17 protein-coding genes are annotated in these 18,914 nt (G+C 41.1%); 8 read left to right on the forward strand and 9 right to left on the reverse strand.

Annotation, left to right across the window (positions count from 1 at the left end; translation table 11 throughout):
* Positions 1-31 precede the first annotated feature (31 nt).
* From htpG to rfaH, 4 genes are all read left to right on the forward strand, one after another.
* Positions 32-1,936 carry a molecular chaperone HtpG gene (gene htpG / locus IUZ65_RS04210; protein WP_195702547.1) on the forward strand — a complete coding sequence of 635 codons (1,905 nt, stop codon included), beginning with the start codon at positions 32-34 and terminating at the stop codon, positions 1,934-1,936.
* A gap of 174 nt (positions 1,937-2,110) precedes the next feature.
* Positions 2,111-2,755, forward strand: coding sequence for an adenylate kinase (adk, locus tag IUZ65_RS04215; protein WP_195702548.1), 645 nt, complete (start codon positions 2,111-2,113; stop codon positions 2,753-2,755).
* A 208-nt stretch (positions 2,756-2,963) separates the two neighbouring features.
* Positions 2,964-3,929, forward strand: coding sequence for a ferrochelatase (hemH, locus tag IUZ65_RS04220; RefSeq protein WP_195702549.1), 966 nt, complete (start codon positions 2,964-2,966; stop codon positions 3,927-3,929).
* A gap of 142 nt (positions 3,930-4,071) precedes the next feature.
* On the forward strand, positions 4,072-4,569 hold the full coding sequence (rfaH, locus tag IUZ65_RS04225) for a transcription/translation regulatory transformer protein RfaH (protein WP_195702550.1): 498 nt from the start codon (positions 4,072-4,074) through the stop codon (positions 4,567-4,569).
* 131 nt (positions 4,570-4,700) lie between these two features.
* Here rfaH and asnB read toward each other — a convergent pair whose 3' ends face one another.
* The 5 genes from asnB to nagB form a co-directional block, all read right to left on the reverse strand.
* Positions 4,701-6,365: an asparagine synthase B gene (gene asnB / locus IUZ65_RS04230; RefSeq protein WP_195702551.1), complete on the reverse strand. Its 1,665-nt coding sequence runs from the start codon at positions 6,363-6,365 to the stop codon at positions 4,701-4,703.
* 254 nt (positions 6,366-6,619) lie between these two features.
* Positions 6,620-8,200: a cation:proton antiporter family protein gene (locus IUZ65_RS04235; RefSeq protein WP_195702552.1), complete on the reverse strand. Its 1,581-nt coding sequence runs from the start codon at positions 8,198-8,200 to the stop codon at positions 6,620-6,622.
* A gap of 94 nt (positions 8,201-8,294) precedes the next feature.
* Positions 8,295-9,509 (reverse strand): DNA-binding transcriptional regulator NagC, encoded by a 1,215-nt coding sequence (gene nagC / locus IUZ65_RS04240; protein ID WP_195702553.1) that lies wholly within the window; start codon positions 9,507-9,509, stop codon positions 8,295-8,297.
* A 3-nt stretch (positions 9,510-9,512) separates the two neighbouring features.
* Entirely contained in the window at positions 9,513-10,649 is a 1,137-nt protein-coding gene (gene nagA / locus IUZ65_RS04245) for an N-acetylglucosamine-6-phosphate deacetylase (RefSeq protein WP_195702554.1), read from the reverse strand.
* Positions 10,650-10,662: 13 nt separating this feature from the next.
* Positions 10,663-11,466 carry a glucosamine-6-phosphate deaminase gene (gene nagB, locus IUZ65_RS04250; protein ID WP_195702555.1) on the reverse strand — a complete coding sequence of 268 codons (804 nt, stop codon included), beginning with the start codon at positions 11,464-11,466 and terminating at the stop codon, positions 10,663-10,665.
* Positions 11,467-11,718: 252 nt separating this feature from the next.
* On the opposite strand from nagB, the gene nagE reads away from it, so the two are divergent.
* Both nagE and glnS read left to right on the forward strand, forming a co-directional pair.
* Positions 11,719-13,194 carry an N-acetylglucosamine-specific PTS transporter subunit IIBC gene (gene nagE / locus IUZ65_RS04255; protein ID WP_195702556.1) on the forward strand — a complete coding sequence of 492 codons (1,476 nt, stop codon included), beginning with the start codon at positions 11,719-11,721 and terminating at the stop codon, positions 13,192-13,194.
* Positions 13,195-13,358: 164 nt separating this feature from the next.
* Complete coding sequence (gene glnS, locus IUZ65_RS04260) at positions 13,359-15,026, forward strand: glutamine--tRNA ligase (protein WP_195702557.1); 1,668 nt, start codon at positions 13,359-13,361, stop codon at positions 15,024-15,026.
* A gap of 110 nt (positions 15,027-15,136) precedes the next feature.
* Here the strand turns inward: glnS and fcrX are convergent, their stop codons facing one another.
* The gene (fcrX, locus tag IUZ65_RS04265; RefSeq protein ID WP_195702558.1) at positions 15,137-15,586 is read right to left on the reverse strand and encodes a ferric iron uptake transcriptional regulator FcrX; all 450 of its coding nucleotides are present in this window, start codon (positions 15,584-15,586) and stop codon (positions 15,137-15,139) included.
* A 178-nt stretch (positions 15,587-15,764) separates the two neighbouring features.
* Between fcrX and IUZ65_RS04270 the strand changes: the two genes are divergently transcribed.
* Complete coding sequence (locus tag IUZ65_RS04270; protein WP_195702559.1) at positions 15,765-16,262, forward strand: DUF4442 domain-containing protein; 498 nt, start codon at positions 15,765-15,767, stop codon at positions 16,260-16,262.
* Between the two features lie 183 nt (positions 16,263-16,445).
* Here IUZ65_RS04270 and fldA read toward each other — a convergent pair whose 3' ends face one another.
* The 3 genes from fldA to IUZ65_RS04285 all read right to left on the reverse strand — a co-directional run bounded on the left by fldA (position 16,446) and on the right by IUZ65_RS04285 (position 18,137).
* Positions 16,446-16,973, reverse strand: coding sequence for a flavodoxin FldA (fldA, locus tag IUZ65_RS04275; RefSeq protein ID WP_195702560.1), 528 nt, complete (start codon positions 16,971-16,973; stop codon positions 16,446-16,448).
* Between the two features lie 88 nt (positions 16,974-17,061).
* Positions 17,062-17,283 (reverse strand): DUF2788 domain-containing protein, encoded by a 222-nt coding sequence (locus tag IUZ65_RS04280; protein ID WP_195702561.1) that lies wholly within the window; start codon positions 17,281-17,283, stop codon positions 17,062-17,064.
* Positions 17,284-17,372: 89 nt separating this feature from the next.
* Positions 17,373-18,137 carry an alpha/beta fold hydrolase gene (locus IUZ65_RS04285; protein ID WP_195702562.1) on the reverse strand — a complete coding sequence of 255 codons (765 nt, stop codon included), beginning with the start codon at positions 18,135-18,137 and terminating at the stop codon, positions 17,373-17,375.
* A 164-nt stretch (positions 18,138-18,301) separates the two neighbouring features.
* Between IUZ65_RS04285 and seqA the strand changes: the two genes are divergently transcribed.
* On the forward strand, positions 18,302-18,880 hold the full coding sequence (gene seqA / locus IUZ65_RS04290; protein ID WP_195702563.1) for a replication initiation negative regulator SeqA: 579 nt from the start codon (positions 18,302-18,304) through the stop codon (positions 18,878-18,880).
* Positions 18,881-18,914 lie beyond the last annotated feature (34 nt).

Genomic DNA, 18,914 nt, shown 5'->3' on the forward strand with positions numbered 1-18,914 from the left:
GCTAAGTGAACCTAAAACGAATGGAGTTAAAATGAGCGAAACAGCAATACAAGACAAAGAAACTCGTGGTTTTCAGTCGGAAGTAAAACAATTACTTCACCTAATGATTCACTCACTTTATTCAAATAAAGAAATTTTCTTACGTGAGTTAATCTCAAATGCGTCGGATGCGTCCGATAAACTTCGCTTTCAAGCCTTATCGAATGGAGATTTGTATCAAGGTGATGCCGATCTTGGAGTAAAGTTAGCGTTTGATGCTGAAGCGAAAACATTAACGGTTTCCGATAATGGTATTGGTATGAGTCGTGAAGACGTTATCGAACACCTAGGGACGATAGCAAAGTCGGGTACGGCAGAGTTTTTCTCACATCTTTCTGAAGACCAAAGTAAAGATTCACAACTCATTGGTCAATTTGGTGTCGGTTTCTATTCTGCATTTATTGTCGCTGATTCCGTTACTGTACGTACTCGTGTAGCCGGTTCTAGCACGGAAGAGGCCGTTCAATGGCACTCTTCTGGCGAAGGTGAATATACCATCGAAACTATCAAAAAAGAGTCTCGAGGTACCGATATAATTCTTCACATGCGTGAAGATGGTGAGGAGTTTCTATCAGAATGGCGTTTACGTGATGTTATTGGTAAGTATTCTGATCACATTGGTATTCCCGTTTCTATCTGGACGAAAGAAAAAGATGAAGAAGGTAACGAGAAAGAAGAAGGTAAGTGGGAGCAAATAAATAAAGCTCAAGCACTTTGGACTCGGAATAAATCTGATATCGATGAAGAGGAATACAAAGAGTTCTACAAGCATGTTTCTCATGATTTTGTTGATCCACTCGTGTGGACGCACAATAAAGTGGAAGGTAAAAACGACTATACCAGCTTGCTTTATATCCCGGCTAAAGCACCTTGGGATATGATGAATCGAGATCATAAAAGTGGTCTAAAACTCTACGTACAACGCGTATTTATTATGGATGATGCAGAGCAGTTTATGCCGACGTATCTGCGTTTTGTTCGTGGTCTTGTTGATTCAAATGATCTACCTCTGAATGTATCCCGTGAGATACTTCAAGATAACAAAGTGACGCAAACATTACGTAATGCTTGTACTAAGCGTGTATTGACGATGCTTGAGCGCATTGCTAAGAATGATGAAGAAAAATATCTTTCGTTCTGGAAAGAGTTTGGTCAAGTGCTGAAAGAAGGTCCAGCAGAAGACTTTTCTAATAAAGAGAAGATTGGTGGGTTGATGCGCTTCACTTCAACAGAAGTCGATTCTGCGGATCAAACGGTGTCACTGGCTTCTTATGTTGAGCGTATGAAAGAAGAGCAAGACAAAATCTTTTACCTCACTGCTGATAGCTATGCAGCGGCCAAAAACAGCCCGCATCTAGAGCAGTTTAAAACGAAGGGAATCGAAGTTATTCTTATGTGTGATCGCATGGATGAATGGCTAATGAACTACCTTACTGAGTTTGATGGTAAAACATTCCAGTCTATTACTAAAGCAGGGCTTGATCTTAGTAAATTTGAAGATGAAGCAGAAAAAGAGAAGCAAAAAGAGGCTGAGGAAGAATTTAAATCAGTTGTTGATCGTACTAAAAACTACTTAGGTGGTCGTGTTAAAGAAGTGCGTACAACGTTCAAACTTGCCAATACTCCCGCGGTTGTTGTGACAGACGATTTCGAAATGGGTACTCAGATGGCGAAGCTATTAGAAGCGGCGGGTCAAGATGTACCGGAAGTGAAATATATCTTCGAAATTAACCCTGAGCATGAACTGGTTAAGCGCATGGCTGATGAGGCTGATGAAGAAGCATTTGGCCGTTGGGTCGAGGTGTTACTTGGGCAGGCGATGTTATCTGAACGTGGAGCAATGGAAGACCCAACTCAATTCTTAGGGGCTATCAACACACTTTTGACTAAGGTGTAAGAGAATAGATCTCGGTTAACCCGTAAACTACACAACGAGCCCGCATTCTGTGCTAGAATCGCGGGCTTCATAATTAATGAAAATCATAAATATTATACCCAAACTCATCGTTACTCGCTGGCTAAAAAGAAGCACTGTGAGCTTCGGTATAAATTAAAATAAAGAGGACATGTCATGCGCATTATTCTACTCGGTGCCCCAGGTGCTGGTAAGGGAACACAAGCTCAATTCATCATGGAGAAATACGGGATTCCGCAGATCTCTACAGGTGATATGCTACGTGCAGCTATCAAAGCAGGTACTGAGATGGGTAAAGCTGCTAAAGCGGTTATCGATGCAGGACAGCTTGTTTCGGATGAAATAATCTTAGGCATAATCAAAGAACGTATCGCTCAAGCTGATTGTGAAAAAGGTTTTCTACTCGATGGTTTCCCTCGCACTATCCCACAAGCGGATGGTCTTAAAGAGTTGGGCGTTGCCGTCGACTATGTAATCGAAATTGATGTAGCTGATAGTGTCATTGTAGAACGTATGGCAGGTCGTCGTGCTCATTTACCTTCTGGCCGTACATACCACGTTGTATTCAATCCGCCGAAGGTTGAAGGCCAAGATGACGTAACGGGCGAAGATCTTGTTATCCGTGATGATGATCATGAAGATACAGTACGTGCTCGCCTTGGTGTATACCATGACCAAACGTCTCCTCTTATCCAATACTATGGAAAAGAAGCTGAGGCTGGTAACACGACTTACCTTAAGTTTGATGGGACCAAAAAAGTGGCTGCAGTAAGTGCAGAGCTAGAAGCCGCCCTTTCTTAATTGCAGTGTTGTTAAGTAAAAAAGAAATAAAAAAAACCGACATTTGAGTCGGTTTTTTTTGTATGTGTCTATTTTTAAATTTCGTTTTAAAACGCGTTCTACGTTTTTATGTTCATTCTAACAGTGCGAGCAAGAAATCTTTGTTTAAGTTAATGTGACAGGCTAAGCTATGTCAACGCTCATTGATTATAAAAATAAGTATTTTCGGATGGAATTGAATTCAAATAAAGGTGTGTTAATTGTTAACTTAGGAACGCCTGACGCGCCAACTCCGGCAGCGGTTAAGAAATTTCTAAGCCAGTTTTTACACGATCATCGTGTTGTTGATATGAACCGCTGGCTATGGTGTCCGCTATTGCATTGGGTAATACTGCCAGTACGAACGCCAAAGGTTGCCAAGCTTTATAAGAGCATATGGACCGATGATGGCTCACCGCTCATGGTGCACTCCAAAAATCAGGTAAGTAAGCTGGAGCAAAAGCTGGGCATTCCAGTCGAGCTGGGTATGACTTACGGGAACCCAAGCATGTTATCGGGGATTGAAGCACTTCAACAACGAGGTGCAGAACAGATAATTATCTTACCGCTCTATCCTCAATATTCTCGAACGACAACAGCTGCGGTAGAAGACGCAAAAAATAAAACGTTCTCAACGTTAGAAAATAACCCTCAAAATACATTGATTAACGATTATCACGATCATCCTCTCTATATATCTGCATTAGCAAATAAAATACGCGCTCACTGGCAAGATAATGGCCAGGGAGATTACCTACTCTGTTCTTATCATGGTATTCCTCAACGATATGCTGATAGCGGCGATATATATCCGGTACATTGTGAAAAAACGACCGAATTGCTTGCTAAGGCGCTTGGATTAACTGAACAACAAATAGGGATGAGCTATCAGTCTCGTTTTGGTAAAGAAGCGTGGTTGAAGCCCTATACCGATGCGACGTTGAAGTCATTAGCTGATCATTCGGTTAAGACTCTCGATATAGTAACGCCAGCATTCTCATGTGATTGTTTAGAAACCTTGGAAGAAATCGCCCAAGAGTGCAAAGAGATATTTGTTGAGGCTGGTGGTGAAGAATTTCGTTATATTGATTGTTTAAATGACGATGATGATCATATCCAAATGATGGCTGAACTGGTGACTCCGTACCTTAGTTAACACCAAATAGTTCGAATTTAGGTTAAATAAAGAACATCTTGATTAAGATTTGAGTACCCAAAAGTGATTCTGCGTGCTGATGGTTTTTCCTATCGATAGATAGTGTTAGCATAAAAAAAATTATTCAAAGAGAGCTAGGTTTATGAGGCGTTGGTATCTTCTCTACTGTAAGAGAGGCGATCAAGCAAGAGCGAAAAGCCATTTGGAAAATCAAGGTGTAGAATGTTACTACCCCGTGGTTGAAATTGAGAAAGTAGTTCGTGGCAAACGGAAAATGGTGACAGAACCGCTTTTCGCATCGTATATGTTTGTGGACTTTGATTATGAAGATGGGCCGAGTTTTACAACGGTACGCTCTACGAGAGGTGTTGTGGATTTTATTCGTCGAGGCAGTTATCCTGTTGAAGTACATAGTAACTTGATTAGTGAGCTTAAAGACTTCGAACAGAACTCAGTGTTGTACCGCAGTGTTACGTTGCCTGAAACGGGACAAGAAGTCGTCATTACAGAAGGGCATTTTGTTGGTGTTGAAGCGATTTATAAAGAGCCTGATGGCGACAAACGTTCAATTTTGCTCATTTCCTTGATGAATCAAACTATCCCCGTGTCGGTGGATAACAAAGATATTGAGCTAAAATAGCGTTTAACATGATGTTAAAAAGCCTGTTAATTATAACAGGCTTTTTTGTGTCGCTATCATCACGATTGATAATATATTAAATGGTCAGAGGAACGATTGCCAACGTGATAACAAATTTACGCTGCTTAATGTTAGTAAGAATCGTTGTGAACCGCCTGTATAGCGCGCCCAGAAGGGTCGGCCATATTTTTGAATGTCTCATCCCACTCAATTGCTTTCGCTGAAGAGCAGGCAATAGAAGGGCCACCAGGTACACACTCTGCCGCTGATGGCAGAGGGAACTGCTCTTCAAAGATCTCACGGTACATATAGCCTTCTTTTGTCGCTGGCGTATTGTATGGGAATCTAAATGCGGCATTCTCCAATTGCTGATCGGTAACTTTCTCTTCAGCAAGTTCTTTTAGCGAGTCAATCCAGCCATATCCGACACCATCAGAAAATTGTTCTTTCTGGCGCCAAGCGATGGATTCTGGTAGGTATTCTTCGAAACACTCGCGAAGAATGTGTTTCTCCATTTTACCGTTGCCACACATCTTATCTTTTGGATTGATACGCATTGCAACATCAATAAATTCTTTGTCTAAGAAAGGAACTCGTCCTTCAACACCCCAAGCCGCTAGTGACTTGTTTGCACGAGCACAATCGAACATGTTTAGGGCGAGTAGTTTACGCACAAGCTCTTCATGCATTTCTTTGTCGTTAGGTGCTTTATGGAAGTATAAGTAACCACCAAATATTTCATCAGCACCTTCACCAGAAAGTACCATTTTGATACCCATAGCTTTGATTTTACGACCTAATAGGAACATCGGAGTTGATGCTCTGATAGTCGTGACATCGTAGGTTTCAATGTGATAAATAACATCACGAATGGCATCGATACCTTCTTGAACCGTATAAGTCATTTCGTGGTGTACTGTGCCGAGCTTATCAGCTACCTCGCGTGCAGCGATAAGATCGGGAGCGCCTTCTAACCCAATTGCAAATGAGTGCAATTGAGGCCACCAAGCCGCTGACTTCTCGTCATCTTCAATACGCATAGCTGCGAATCGTTTTGCTACTGCTGAAGTAATCGAAGAATCTAAACCACCAGAAAGAAGAACACCATAAGGAACGTCAGTCATTAGTTGGCGCTTCACCGCATCTTCTAACGCTTGAGTTAGCTCTTCTTTGCTTGAAACATTGTCTTTGACTGCATCATAATCCATCCAATCACGTTCATAATAACGTTGAGGTTCAGCGTTATCAGAACCGTAGTAACTACCTGGAGGGAATTCGCTGATCGTTTTACATACAGGTACCAATGCTTTCATTTCGGACGCGATAAAGTAGTTACCATGTTCGTCAAAGCCCTGATACATAGGAATAATACCAATGTGGTCACGACCGATTAAATAGGTGTCTTTTTCTTCGTCATAAAGAATAAACGCGAAAATACCGTTCAGCTCTTCGAGTAATTCTTCACCAAGCTCTTGATACAAAGCAAGAATGACTTCACAATCTGAATCTGTTTGGAAATCATATTTATCTGCGTATTTTGCGCGAATTTCTTTGTGGTTATAGATCTCACCATTAACGGCCAATATGTGTTTTTTGTTTGGGCTGTACAGAGGCTGAGCGCCGCTATTGAGGCCAACGATAGATAAACGTTCGTGCGCGAGAATCGCTTTGTCTGAAGCGTAAATACCAGACCAATCTGGGCCTCGGTGACGAAGTTTTTTCGACATTTCTAACGCTATTGGACGTAGAGCCGCGGCATCGCTTTTAATGTCTAAAATGCCAAATATTGAACACATAAATAAAAATCCCTATTAAATTCCGTTACAGCAATATGCACAATTTGCCAGTATCGTTAAAAAAAGCAACCGTTAATTGTGAATAAAATCACTAATCAGGGCTATGGTTAGAAAATATTTAATAATATCGCAAAAAAGTGAATGAAATCTAATTCGTGCTGCTTTTTGCACCAGAATTATGAATATTGCACCAATCCTGAATTTCCACGTGCCTGAACGATATTGAATGCGCAAAATTGGCTATTCAACAGACCCTAATCAAATTTAGGATTAAGTTGTTCAGTAACATGTTTAGCAAACCCACTTCCTGCTTCGTTGTAGATATTGAATGCAGCATCGGCACCGAGTTCTTGCATGGCTTCTACTTGATCTGAATAGGCTGCTATCGCTGCAGTTTGGCCTGAATAGTGCTTCAATTTTAGCTGTTCTAGCGCAAGCTGATTACCTTGATGATGTGGCATGGATAACAAGACTAGTTTCACGTTACCAGTATCTAAGATTCGCTCCCAAAAATCTGGGTCAGTCGCATCACCACAGATAACATTTCTATGCTCAGCTTGGTGCTGTTTTGCCGCTTCAGGATGCAACTCTACACCCAAGCTAATGTCTCCATGTTGATGGGTGAGTTCATCGTATGCGCCCGTACCTATGCGGCCCATACCTAAAATGAGTATCTGAGCACTACCCGGGTTGATACGCTGATCCATCATATTTAGTTTCTCTGCACTGCGTTCTTTTAGCCATTTTGATGACCGTTGATATAACGAATGGCCAAATCGATTAAGCGGTGCTGCAATAATAAATGAGAGTGAAACTGCGATCGCAATAGAGGCCAACATATCGCCAGATAACCACCCCATCTTGAATGCTAAGCCACCCACAATTAGACCAAATTCACTGTAGTTAAACAGCGATAGAGTGGCTAACAACGAAGTACGTACTCGAAACTTGAAGCTATTGAATATCAAGTAGTAGAGGATACCTTTAACCGGAAGGAGTAATAAAAAGAGTAGCGCAGTTACTGCTCCTGATAGAGTTGGTTGTTCTGCGAGGCCGATGTTTAAGAAAAAACAGACTAGAAATAGTTCTTTAAGATTAAACAGTGATTTGGATAGTTCGGATGACTTTTTATGGCCTGCGAGAAGCATGCCTAAAAGGAGTGCGCCGAGATCAGGTTTTAGTCCGACAAAATCGAATAAACCCGCACCAAGTACTAATGCCATGAAAATACCATAAACAACAAGCATTTCTCCGTGGCCAACGATACTGAGTAGCCGATAAAAAAGAGGTCTTAAGAATGGCAGTAAGAAGAGAAACAACGCGTACCATTCAGGGACTTTTCCTGTTGAAATGCTTAAAAACAGCACCGCAAAAATATCTTGCATAACCAAGACACCAATTGCAATTGTCCCATAAGTTGCGTTCATCTCTCCCTTTTCTTGTAAGCTTTTTACCGCGAATACCGTACTAGAAAAAGAAAGGGCAAAGCCGAGTAATATCATCTGCTCTAATGACATTAAACTGAACGTTGTAACGCCAAGTAGTTTGAAGGCGGCAATCGAGAGGGTAAAAAAGAGCGTAGATAACAAGTTATGTGCGGTTGCACCCGCCCAAATTTCTTTGGAGAGTAAGGTCTTAACATCGAGCTTTAAGCCGATAGTAAATAGCAGTAGCGTTACGCCTAAATCAGCTAAGAGTTCGATGGTTTCATTTGACTGAAAACCTAAAAAATTTAGGCCGAATCCAGCAATTAGAAAGCCAACGAGTGGTGGAAGGTTGCATTTTAATGCAAGAAAGCCTGCTGCGAATGCAGATGATATTAAGATGATTTCCATATGCACCTATAATGCGGTTTATGTTTGAAGTCGCCATAAAAAAAGGGTCATACTTATTCAAGCATAACCCTTGGAGTCTGGCGAGCAGAAAAGACTACTCTTCTAGAAGTTTTTGTAACAAAACGCCATTTAACATCGCTCTTTTAATCATGGAGAATGCGCCCATGGTCGGTTTTGCCTCTAATTCCGATGCGACAATGGGGAGCTCAGTATGGAAAGTGGTGAGCGATTGAGCTTCAACATTGCGACGAATCGCAGGAAAGACAAGCTCAGCAGCTTGAGTTATATCGCCTGCAATGATGATTTTTTGTGGGTTGAAGAGGTTTACGGTAATCGCAATAACCTTACCCAATTCATTACCAACGCGAATCAAACTTTGTTTTGCGAGTTCATCGCCTTCCAACGCATGTCGACAGACATCAACCATCGTTATTTTATCGAGCGAAGAGAGTGAGGAAGGGTGACCCTTGTTAATGAGTGCCGTGATGCTTGCCAGAATTGCGGGATTAGAGGCTACCGTTTCTAAACAACCAAAGTTACCACATTGGCATTGGCTACCGAGTGGGTCTATCTGGATATGACCAATTTCACCTACATTCCTATTTGACCCCAAAAATACCTGCCCATTAACAATAATTCCGGCTCCGGTGCCGCGATGAACACTGACTAAGATGGAATCTTTGCAGTCTTGGCTTGCTCCAAAATAGTGTTCTGCTAATGCTTTTCCTCGGATATCATTGCCAATAAAACACTCAACATTAAATGCCACCTTAACGATGCCACTTAGTGCAAAGTTATCAATATCAGTATTGGGGATATAGTCTACAACCCCCTCTACAGGATCGACTAAACCAGGAAGAACAATGCCAATGGCTATGAGCTGATTGATTTTATCTTTGTGCTCGTCAAGAAATGATTGGATATGCTGAATTAAGCCAGATTCAAGATCTGACTGATTTAAATAGTTAAAAAGACTGTGACTACTGGCAAGTTCAACGGCGTCAAGATTGAAAAGGCTAAGTTGAACGTAGTCGCGCCCGAGCCTGATAGCAACAGAATGGAATGGTTCCCCTTCTGTTGTCAAAGATATCGCTCTACGACCACCTGTGGATGCTTGTTGAGCGACCTCTTTAATCAGGCCTCGTTTCATTAACTGGCGAGTAATTTTGGTAACACTTGCGGGTGCCAATTGACTTACATCGGCAACCTGAATCCGCGAAATGGGACCTTGTTGGTCTATTAAGCGATATACCGCTGCGCCGTTTAGTTGTTTAACAAGAACTACGTTACCTATTTGTCCGCCAGTCATACTTTAAGTTTGCTCGTATTGTCCGTTTACAATTGTCGCAAGGACGTTGAAGTCACGGTCAAAAATAGCAAGGTTTGCAATCATGCCAGCCTTGAGTTGACCTAGCATTTTGTCTGCTCCAATAGCTTTCGCTGGGTACAGTGTTGCCATGCGTAGTGCTTCATCCAATGCGATACCTACGTGCTCAACCGTATTTTGCACTGCTTCAATCATCGTCAGCGCTGAGCCACCAAGTGTGCCATTTTCATCGATACACTTACCATCTCGGTAATATACTTTTTTCCCAACAAAAATAAAGTGATCCATCTCCGCACCAGCTGGAGCTGTGGCGTCTGTCACTAATACAAGCTTTTCACCTTTCAATTTATGAGCAATTCGGACATTTGGATAATCAACATGAAATCCGTCGACAATAATGCCAGCATAGACGTCTGGTGTGTCAAATATTGCCCCTACGACGCCAGGTTCTCGTCCAGTTATCGGTGTCATGGCATTATGCAGATGAGTGGCAAAGCTTATTCCCGCGAGAAAGCCCTGCCTTGCTTGCGCATAGGTTGCGTTGGAGTGACCTATAGAAACCACAATGCCAGCGTCACTTAAACGACGGATGTGTTCAGGGTCATTTTGTTCGGGAGCCAAAGTGACCTTGGAAACGACGTCATTGTTTAGACAGATATAGTCGATCATGGCGTCATCGGATACACGAATGAAGTCTGGGCAATGTATGCCTTTTTTCATTACGTTTAGATAAGGCCCTTCTAAATGTAAGCCCAGGGATTGATGTTTATGCAGCGCATTATATTGGCGTTGTGCCTCAACCGCTTGTCGCATATTCGCGTCTGAAGAGGTGATCAAGGTCGGCAGAAAGCTGGTACAGCCAGATTTAAGATTGACCTTGTGCATGGTGTCGAGTGTTTTAGTTGAGATGTCGTCGTTAAACATTACCCCACCACAACCATTCAGTTGTAGGTCAATAAACCCAGGGCTGACATTCGCCCCATCTAGATCCATTAATTCTATGCCATCGGGCAATTCTGACTCTGAGCAGACAGAATAAATTTTACCATCTTCAATTATTATCGAGAAATTCTCGAGAATATCGCTACCGGTAAATATTTTGCAGTTGGTTAGCGCATACATAAGCAGAGTCCTATTACTTGAGGTTTTTGATGTTTTCGGCTTCTAACTCTTTGAAGTACTTGACGGTCTTAACTTTTAGCTCTTGTGTTGCCGCATCATCACACACGATAACCGATTTAGCGTGTAACTGTAGTGCTGAAATTGTCCAAAGATGATTAACACTGCCTTCAACCGCAGCCCGAAGTGCCAATGCCTTGTTGTGGCCTGATACCAATAACATGACTTCTTTTGAATCGAGTAGCGTGCCGACACCTATTGTTAGTGCATATTTTGGTACTTGATTTATATCACCATCGAAGAACCTAGAATTAGCGATTCGAGTATCTTCTGTCAATGTTTTGATTCGAGTACGTGAAGACAGTGAAGAGGCGGGTTCATTAAATGCAATGTGTCCATCATTACCGACACCACCCATGAATAGATGAATTTGGCCGTAAGACTTAATTCTCTCTTCGTATTGTTTGCATTCAGCTTCATGATCATCAGTGCTTCCATCTAGCAAATTGATATTTTTTTCTTGTATATCAACATGGTTGAAGAAATTATCATACATAAAGGTGCGGTAGGATTCAGGATGATCAGAAGGAAGCCCAATATATTCATCCATGTTAAATGTGACGACGTTTTTAAAGCTTACTTCGCCTGCATTATAAAGTTCGATAAGGTGCTTATACGTTTTTAGTGGTGAGCTACCAGTTGGCAAACCTAATATGAATGGGCGGTCCTCTGATGGCTTGAATTTGTTGATAGTGTTAATAATGTGTCTAGCTGACCATAAGCCGACTTCATCAGATGTTTGTAGTGGTATAAGTCTCATCGTGGCACCTCATTTAAGTTTAGAAAACAGGTAAATATTATTACTGTAATGACATTAATTCGAATCATAAAATAAGTTTTATGATCTAGCTAGCAAAATATATCATTTTGCCCAAGAATAGGTGATTTACATCACAAAAAGCGTGCTTTTAATTTGCGGAGTGAAATTAAAGTCATAAACTAAATGTGACTAAATTGAAGGGGTGAAATAAGTCCTTCACACTAAATGGACATCCTATAGGGGGAACTCACGATGAATATTCTTGGATATTTTCAAAAAGTAGGTAAAGCACTGATGGTACCAGTTGCTACATTACCTGCAGCAGCAATACTAATGGGGATCGGATACTGGATCGATCCAACAGGTTGGGGTGGTAATAATGCGTTTGCTGCTTTTTTGATTAAAGCCGGCGCGGCAATTATAGACAATATGTCAGTATTGTTTGCCATCGGTGTTGCATACGGTATGTCTAAAGACAAAGACGGTGCTGCTGCATTAGCTGGTTTTGTTGGGTATATGGTTATTACAACACTATGTAGCGCAGCATCAGTTGAAGCTATCGGCCTAGTGACTTTGGACGCAGGTTCTACGCTTGCCTTTAATAAAATAGGCAATCAGTTTGTAGGTATCCTGTCTGGTATTGTTGCCGCAGAGCTTTACAACCGTTACTACCAAGTTGAACTGCACAAAGCACTCGCGTTCTTTAGTGGTAAGCGCTTAGTTCCTATCTTGACTTCTTTCGCTGCTATTGGCATCTCTTTTGTTCTCATGTTTGCTTGGCCTATCATTTTCGGCGGATTGATTTCATTTGGTGAAAGCATCGTAGGTCTTGGTGAGGTAGGTTCTGGTCTATATGGATTCTTTAACCGTCTACTTATCCCTGTTGGTTTACACCATGCATTGAACTCAGTGTTCTGGTTTGATATGGCTGGTATCAATGATCTTGGTAACTGGTGGACACCAAATGCAGTAGAAGCAGGTGTCGGTGTAGTGGGTGAAACAGGTCGTTATATGGCTGGCTTCTTCCCTATCATGATGTTTGGTCTACCTGGTGCAGCGCTTGCTATCTACCATACGTCTAAGCCTGAGCATAAAGCTCGTGTTGCTTCAATTATGATTGCGGCTGGTTTTGCATCATTCTTCACCGGTGTAACTGAACCACTAGAATTCTCATTCATGTTCCTCGCCCCTATGCTGTATGTATTGCATGCTGCGTTGACAGGTCTATCTCTTTACATTGCAGATATAATGAATTGGACAGCTGGTTTCGGATTCTCAGCTGGTCTAGTGGATATGATACTTTCAGCTCAAAATCCATTGGCAAATAAATGGTATATGCTGATTGTTCAAGGTTTTGCATTCTTCGGTATTTACTACTTCGTATTCCGTTGGGCTATCATTAAGTTCGGTCTTAAAACACCTGGTCGTGAAGACGATGAAGACATCGCAGAAATAAGTTCTTCAGCTGTTAGCAAAGACTCAGCGGAGCTTGCGAAAAAGTATCTAGCCGTACTTGGTGGTCACTCTAACATTCAAAACATTGATGCTTGTATTACACGCTTACGTTTGACGGTCAATGATATGGACGTGATTAACGAGAATGAGTTAAAAGCACTCGGAGCGATGGGTGTGGTAAAACTTGGTGGAAATAACCTACAAGTTATCCTAGGTCCACTTGCTGAAATTATTGCTGGGGAAATGAAAAATATCCCTGCGACTGATAGTTAATAAGTCATTACGTTACATTTATTTGTAAAACCTCCCTTAAGGGAGGTTTTTTTTGTTCTGCCACCAAGTAAATTAACAAGAATTGCACTGTTTTGGTTGTGTAAATATAGTGAATCGTGGATCATTAGCAGAATTATTTTTGACAATCCACTTGAGGTACATAGATGACTGAAGCTGAGGCTCGTCCATCAAATTTCATTCGCCAAATCATTGATAAAGATTTAGCGGACGGCAAACACACTAGCGTGCATACCCGATTCCCACCAGAGCCAAATGGCTATTTGCATATCGGTCACGCTAAATCCATTTGTTTGAATTTTGGTATTGCTCAGGATTATCAGGGTCAATGTAATCTTAGATTTGATGATACCAATCCTGAGAAAGAAGATATCGAATACGTTGAGTCGATTAAAAATGATGTGAATTGGTTAGGTTTCGAATGGTCTGGAGATATTCAGTATTCGTCAAATTATTTCGATACTCTCTATGGATATGCCGTTGAACTTATTAATAAGGGTTTGGCTTATGTAGATGAACTAAGCCCTGATCAGATCCGCGAGTATCGTGGAACATTGAAAGAGCCGGGCAAACATAGCCCATATCGTGATCGCAGTGCTGAGGAAAACCTCGCGTTATTTGAAAAAATGCGTGATGGTGGATTTAAAGAAGCAACAGCCTGCCTACGAGCCAAGATTGATATGGCATCGCCATTTATGGTGATGAGAGACCCAGTTATTTATCGTATACGTTTTGCAGAGCATCATCAGACAGCTGATAAATGGTGCATTTATCCAATGTACGATTTTACCCATTGTATTTCTGATGCATTGGAAGGGATCACTCACTCAATTTGTACATTGGAATTTCAAGACAACCGTCGTCTTTATGATTGGGTGTTGGAGAATATTTCAATTGAATGCCAACCTCGTCAATATGAGTTTAGCCGCTTAAACCTTGAATATACGGTGATGTCTAAGCGTAAACTGAATCAATTGGTGACTGAAAACCTTGTAAACGGTTGGGATGACCCTCGTATGCCGACTATCTCTGGTTTACGTCGCCGTGGCTTCACCTCGGCTGCTATTCGAGATTTCTGCCAGCGTATTGGCGTGACGAAGCAAGAGAACATGATTGAGTTTGGTTCTCTGGAGTCCTGTATACGCGACGACTTAAATGAGAATGCACCTCGCTCAATGGCTGTGCTTGATCCTGTGAAAATCGTTCTTGAAGATATTGAAGTTGGCAAGGTAGAAACGCTAAATGTCGCTAATCATCCCAATAAGCCGGAGATGGGTAGCCGAGAAGTACCGTTTACTCGTGAAATATGGATTGAACGAGATGACTTCCGAGAAGAGGCGAACAAAAAATATAAGCGTCTTGTGTTAGGAAAAGAAGTTCGTCTGCGTGGTGCATATGTTATCAAAGCAGAGCGTATTGAAAAAGACGCGGAAGGTAACATAACGACTATTTTCTGTAGTTATGATGTAGATACATTGGGTAAAAACCCAGCGGATGGCCGTAAGGTGAAAGGTGTGATTCATTGGGTTTCTGCTGATAAGGGTTTACCTGCTGAGATTCGCCTGTACGACCGCTTATTTACGGTACCAAACCCGGCAGCAGAGGATGATTTCAAAGCAGTAATTAATGCGGAATCGTTGCTCGTTAAGAATGGTTTTGTTGAGCCAAGTTTGTGTAATGCACAAGCAGAAAAAGGCCTACAGTTTGAGCGCACGGGTTATTTTTGTGTAGATAGTAAAGATTCTAAACCAGATGCACTGGTTTTTAATCGTACCGTTGGTCTGCGAGATACCTGGGCAAAAACGGGTGATTAACGCTTAACGCCCATTGATGTTGGTACTATTAAGTACATTTCAATTGGAGCTGAGCCAGCAGATTAATAAAGTACAAAAAAACCAGCGATTTAGTCGCTGGTTTTTTTAATCTATTTTTTTAATTTATGTAGGTCTGGGTTTTCTTTGCAGTTACCAGCATTACATTTTCCGTAAAGATAAAGGCTGTGGTTAGTCAACTCAATATTGTATGAGGTTGCTATCTCTTGCTGGCGTTTTTCTATCATATCATCAGAGAATTCAATAACTTCACCACAATCTAAACACACTAGATGATCATGGTGATACTGTGTTGATAGTTCAAATACCGATTTACCACCTTCAAAGTGGTGACGAGTAACAATACCTGCGTCATCGAATTGATTTAGCACGCGATAGACTGTTGCTAATCCTATTTCTTCACCTTGATCTATCAGCAGTTTGTACAGCTCCTCTGCACTAATATGCTGGCATTGCGGTTGTTGAAGCACTTCAAGTATTTTTAAACGAGGTAATGTAACTTTCAGTCCCGCATCTTTAAGCGCTTTATTATTATCTGACATATTTCTTCCTGTAGACGAACTAAATCGTAAATGCGACAGCATCAATATTACACATTATAAGGTAGCATTCATTAACATTAAACCTCAAACGTCTGAGGCTTAACAAGAAAAGTTTGTAATGTGGCACTAATTTCAGATATTGTACGCTACTAATAACATTTTGTTAACAGAGATAATTATGAATAAAACTGTAGCAAAGGTGTATAAACCAAACATTGTTAAATTTGCTCTCAACATTTGGCCTCCTTTTTGGGGGGCTGGTATAAAAATCATACATATAAGTAAAGACTTCCGTAATGTTAAAATGAGGCTTAAATTACGTTGGTGGAATAAAAATGCAAACCGAACCCAATATGGCGGGAGTATATTCTCTTTAACCGATCCAGTTTACGCGCTTATGTTAATGGGGATTTTAGGGGAGCGTTATTTTGTGTGGGATAAGGAGGCGAGTATAAACTTCATCAAACCAGGTAACTCAGACCTGCATGCTGATTTTTTAATCTCCCAAGATACGTTGGACGATATCCTCGCGAAAACAGCGGATGGAGAGAAATGCTTTCCAGAATTCATGATCTATGTAAAAGATAGTCATGGAACCGTCGTCTGTGAAGTTCAGAGAAAGCTTTATGTGCGGAAAAAACCTAAGTATAGAGAAAATGAAGTAAGTACTTCTTAAATAAGATGAGCATCACTCGCTTAAAGCTATCAAAGAACGTCATCCCCATGAGAATGGGAATCTAATATCACCAAGATTCCCGTTTGCACGGGAATGACGGCCAATGAATAGATTTTTATCTTAAGTGAGTAACGTTTTTATAGAATATCTGATGGGTTCTGTCCTGAGTCGACCTCAGGTTAATTAATCTTCTAATTCAGCAAGACACATCTCATCGTAGATTTGATTGACCCATGTTGACACACGTTTGTCAGTCAATTCTGGTTGGCGGTCTTCATCGATGCATAAACCGACAAATGTTGCATCGTCAATAAGTGCTTTAGAAGCTTCAAATTCATAGCCCTCAGTTGGCCAATGACCTAAAACAGTGCCGCCTTTTGCTTCAACAATGTCGCGAATATTACCCATAGCATCACAGAAATATTCAGCGTAATCCTCTTGGTCGCCACAACCAAAAATAGACACAAGTTTAGTAGAAAAATCAATGTCTTCTAACTCAGGAAAAAAATCATCCCAATCACATTGTGCTTCACCGTAATACCAAGTAGGAATACCCAAGATCAAAAGATCAAAGTTGTCCAAGTCCTCTTTACTACTTTTTGCGATATCTTGAACGTGAACGAGTTTCTTACTCAATTGTTTTTGAATCATCTTAGCAACAGCTTCTGTGTTCCCAGTATCGCTACCAAAGAAGAGACCTACACTTGCCATATTTGAATACCTACTAATAATTTGTTGATGTTGGCCAAACGCGCTATATAACGGCAATTGTTTACCGCTTAACTTTATTTGGTTTAGGTTAACCTAAACCAGTGCCTTCCCAGCTAATTTGTATAATGCCTTTAGCAATAAAGCCTGCGCAGCCTAAAAATAGAACCATCCATACTATACGTTGACCAAATACCGGAACGTTACCTTGTTTGAGTACATCCTTTATCGCCATTCCTATAAGAAAAAAAATAGAAGCGAAGAGCAGATCTAAACCAATGGATTCCAATAAATCGTAATAGTAGTAAAGCATAGTTGTCCTTTATGCCAAATTTGTGCGTGAACTATACCACTGTTAACATCTAAAGTTAATGTGGAGCGACACAGTTTAGTTGTCTATTTTTAGTCGATAAAACGTTTGACAGCTCTGAGTACTTCTTGTGGCTTCTCGGCATGAAGCCAATGCCCTGTATTTGCAATAACATGTGCTTTCGCATTTGAAAACTGCGCTTGAACCTGTATCTGATGCTCTTGGGTCAAATAATCGGAATTGGCTCCTTTTAAGAACAAGGTAGGGGTATTGATTGTTGAGATAGGCTCCCATCCAAGAATATTCCAATAATTGTTGCTAATAGACTCAACGTTAAAGCGCCAGGTCAAACCAACTTCAGAGCGATAAAGCGATTTCCCTAAAAATTGAATAACCCCATCCATTTCTATATGTTCTGCGAGTGATTTTGTCGCTTCAATCCTGTTCGCGGGAGGGTTTGATAAGACAGCATGTAACCCAGCAAAAACGTTGTCATGCTTTCTTTCTGTATAGGCGACGGGGGCCATGTCTAGTACAACGAGTTTATCGACATATTCTGGATGTTCACTGGCAAGTATCATGGCTACCTTTCCCCCCATAGAATGACCGACTAAGGTGACCTTCGTTAAACCTAAAGAAGTGATCAGTTGATGGATATCGTTCGCCATAGCCTGATATGTGTGTTCGTCAGAGTGAAACGAGAGCCCATGGTTTCGTAAGTCCATGCTCAATACTTGATGATCTTTTTCGAGGTCTCGACCTAGCAGGCCTAAATTATCTAGGTTACCAAATAGACCGTGTATAAGAACAACGGTTGCTCCTTCGCCTCGTAATTTGTAATTAAGTAGCTCTGACATTTTGATCTTTATTCATTTTGAAGATGGATATCGATCCCTATGGTAGTAATAGGAATGTTGGTGTGCAACTCAAAAATTAAGAAATACGATCTCGGAAACTCGCTTCTTGTTGTCTAATGAGTATAATCGACTAGATATTAATACAGTGAGATTGTGAAAAGCGAATGAAAACAATTGAAGTTGATGAGGATCTATACCGTTACATTGCGAGTCAGACCGAACATATTGGGGAAAGTGCGTCAAATATATTAAGGCGTCTCCTAATGGTTAGTGGTGACAAGCAAGTTTCACCTCAGATCGCAGAGCCTGAAGTGTCTCAAGAGGCTGCTCCTGCTCCTGTTGCTGACGAGCCCATAGGTATTGTAGTAAGTAAAGATGCCGGTAATGTAGAGAAAGTCGATGGCGTTAAAGCGATGCGTACATTACTTATTTCAGATGAATTTGCCACAAGCAATAAAGCGATTGATCGTTTCATGCAGGTGCTTTCTTCACTCTATCAGGTAAATAATACGAGCTTTGCAGAAGCGACCCAAGTAAAAGGTCGAACTCGCGTCTATTTTGCCGATAATGAAGATGTATTATTGGCAAGTGGGAAGACAACCAAACCCCGCTCGATCCCGAACACTCCGTTTTGGGTTATCACGAACAATAACACCAGCAGAAAACGTCAAATGGTCGACCAGCTCATGACTCGAATGAATTTCCAGTCAGATTTGATAGAAAAAGTGTGCAGTTCGATATAGTTTTTGGTTAACAGTATAGTGTTTAACAGAATAT

It is taken from the genome of Vibrio sp. VB16, from assembly GCF_015594925.2.
Taxonomy (GTDB): domain Bacteria; phylum Pseudomonadota; class Gammaproteobacteria; order Enterobacterales; family Vibrionaceae; genus Vibrio.

Coding starts and splice junctions, on each gene's coding strand:
- htpG (WP_195702547.1), top strand. CDS start 32: ATGAGCGAAACAGCAATACAAGACAAAGAAACTCGTGGTTTTCAGTCG.
- adk (WP_195702548.1), top strand. CDS start 2,111: ATGCGCATTATTCTACTCGGTGCCCCAGGTGCTGGTAAGGGAACACAA.
- hemH (WP_195702549.1), top strand. CDS start 2,964: ATGGAATTGAATTCAAATAAAGGTGTGTTAATTGTTAACTTAGGAACG.
- rfaH (WP_195702550.1), top strand. CDS start 4,072: ATGAGGCGTTGGTATCTTCTCTACTGTAAGAGAGGCGATCAAGCAAGA.
- asnB (WP_195702551.1), bottom strand. CDS start 6,365: ATGTGTTCAATATTTGGCATTTTAGACATTAAAAGCGATGCCGCGGCT.
- IUZ65_RS04235 (WP_195702552.1), bottom strand. CDS start 8,200: ATGGAAATCATCTTAATATCATCTGCATTCGCAGCAGGCTTTCTTGCA.
- nagC (WP_195702553.1), bottom strand. CDS start 9,509: ATGACTGGCGGACAAATAGGTAACGTAGTTCTTGTTAAACAACTAAAC.
- nagA (WP_195702554.1), bottom strand. CDS start 10,649: ATGTATGCGCTAACCAACTGCAAAATATTTACCGGTAGCGATATTCTC.
- nagB (WP_195702555.1), bottom strand. CDS start 11,466: ATGAGACTTATACCACTACAAACATCTGATGAAGTCGGCTTATGGTCA.
- nagE (WP_195702556.1), top strand. CDS start 11,719: ATGAATATTCTTGGATATTTTCAAAAAGTAGGTAAAGCACTGATGGTA.
- glnS (WP_195702557.1), top strand. CDS start 13,359: ATGACTGAAGCTGAGGCTCGTCCATCAAATTTCATTCGCCAAATCATT.
- fcrX (WP_195702558.1), bottom strand. CDS start 15,586: ATGTCAGATAATAATAAAGCGCTTAAAGATGCGGGACTGAAAGTTACA.
- IUZ65_RS04270 (WP_195702559.1), top strand. CDS start 15,765: ATGAATAAAACTGTAGCAAAGGTGTATAAACCAAACATTGTTAAATTT.
- fldA (WP_195702560.1), bottom strand. CDS start 16,973: ATGGCAAGTGTAGGTCTCTTCTTTGGTAGCGATACTGGGAACACAGAA.
- IUZ65_RS04280 (WP_195702561.1), bottom strand. CDS start 17,283: ATGCTTTACTACTATTACGATTTATTGGAATCCATTGGTTTAGATCTG.
- IUZ65_RS04285 (WP_195702562.1), bottom strand. CDS start 18,137: ATGTCAGAGCTACTTAATTACAAATTACGAGGCGAAGGAGCAACCGTT.
- seqA (WP_195702563.1), top strand. CDS start 18,302: ATGAAAACAATTGAAGTTGATGAGGATCTATACCGTTACATTGCGAGT.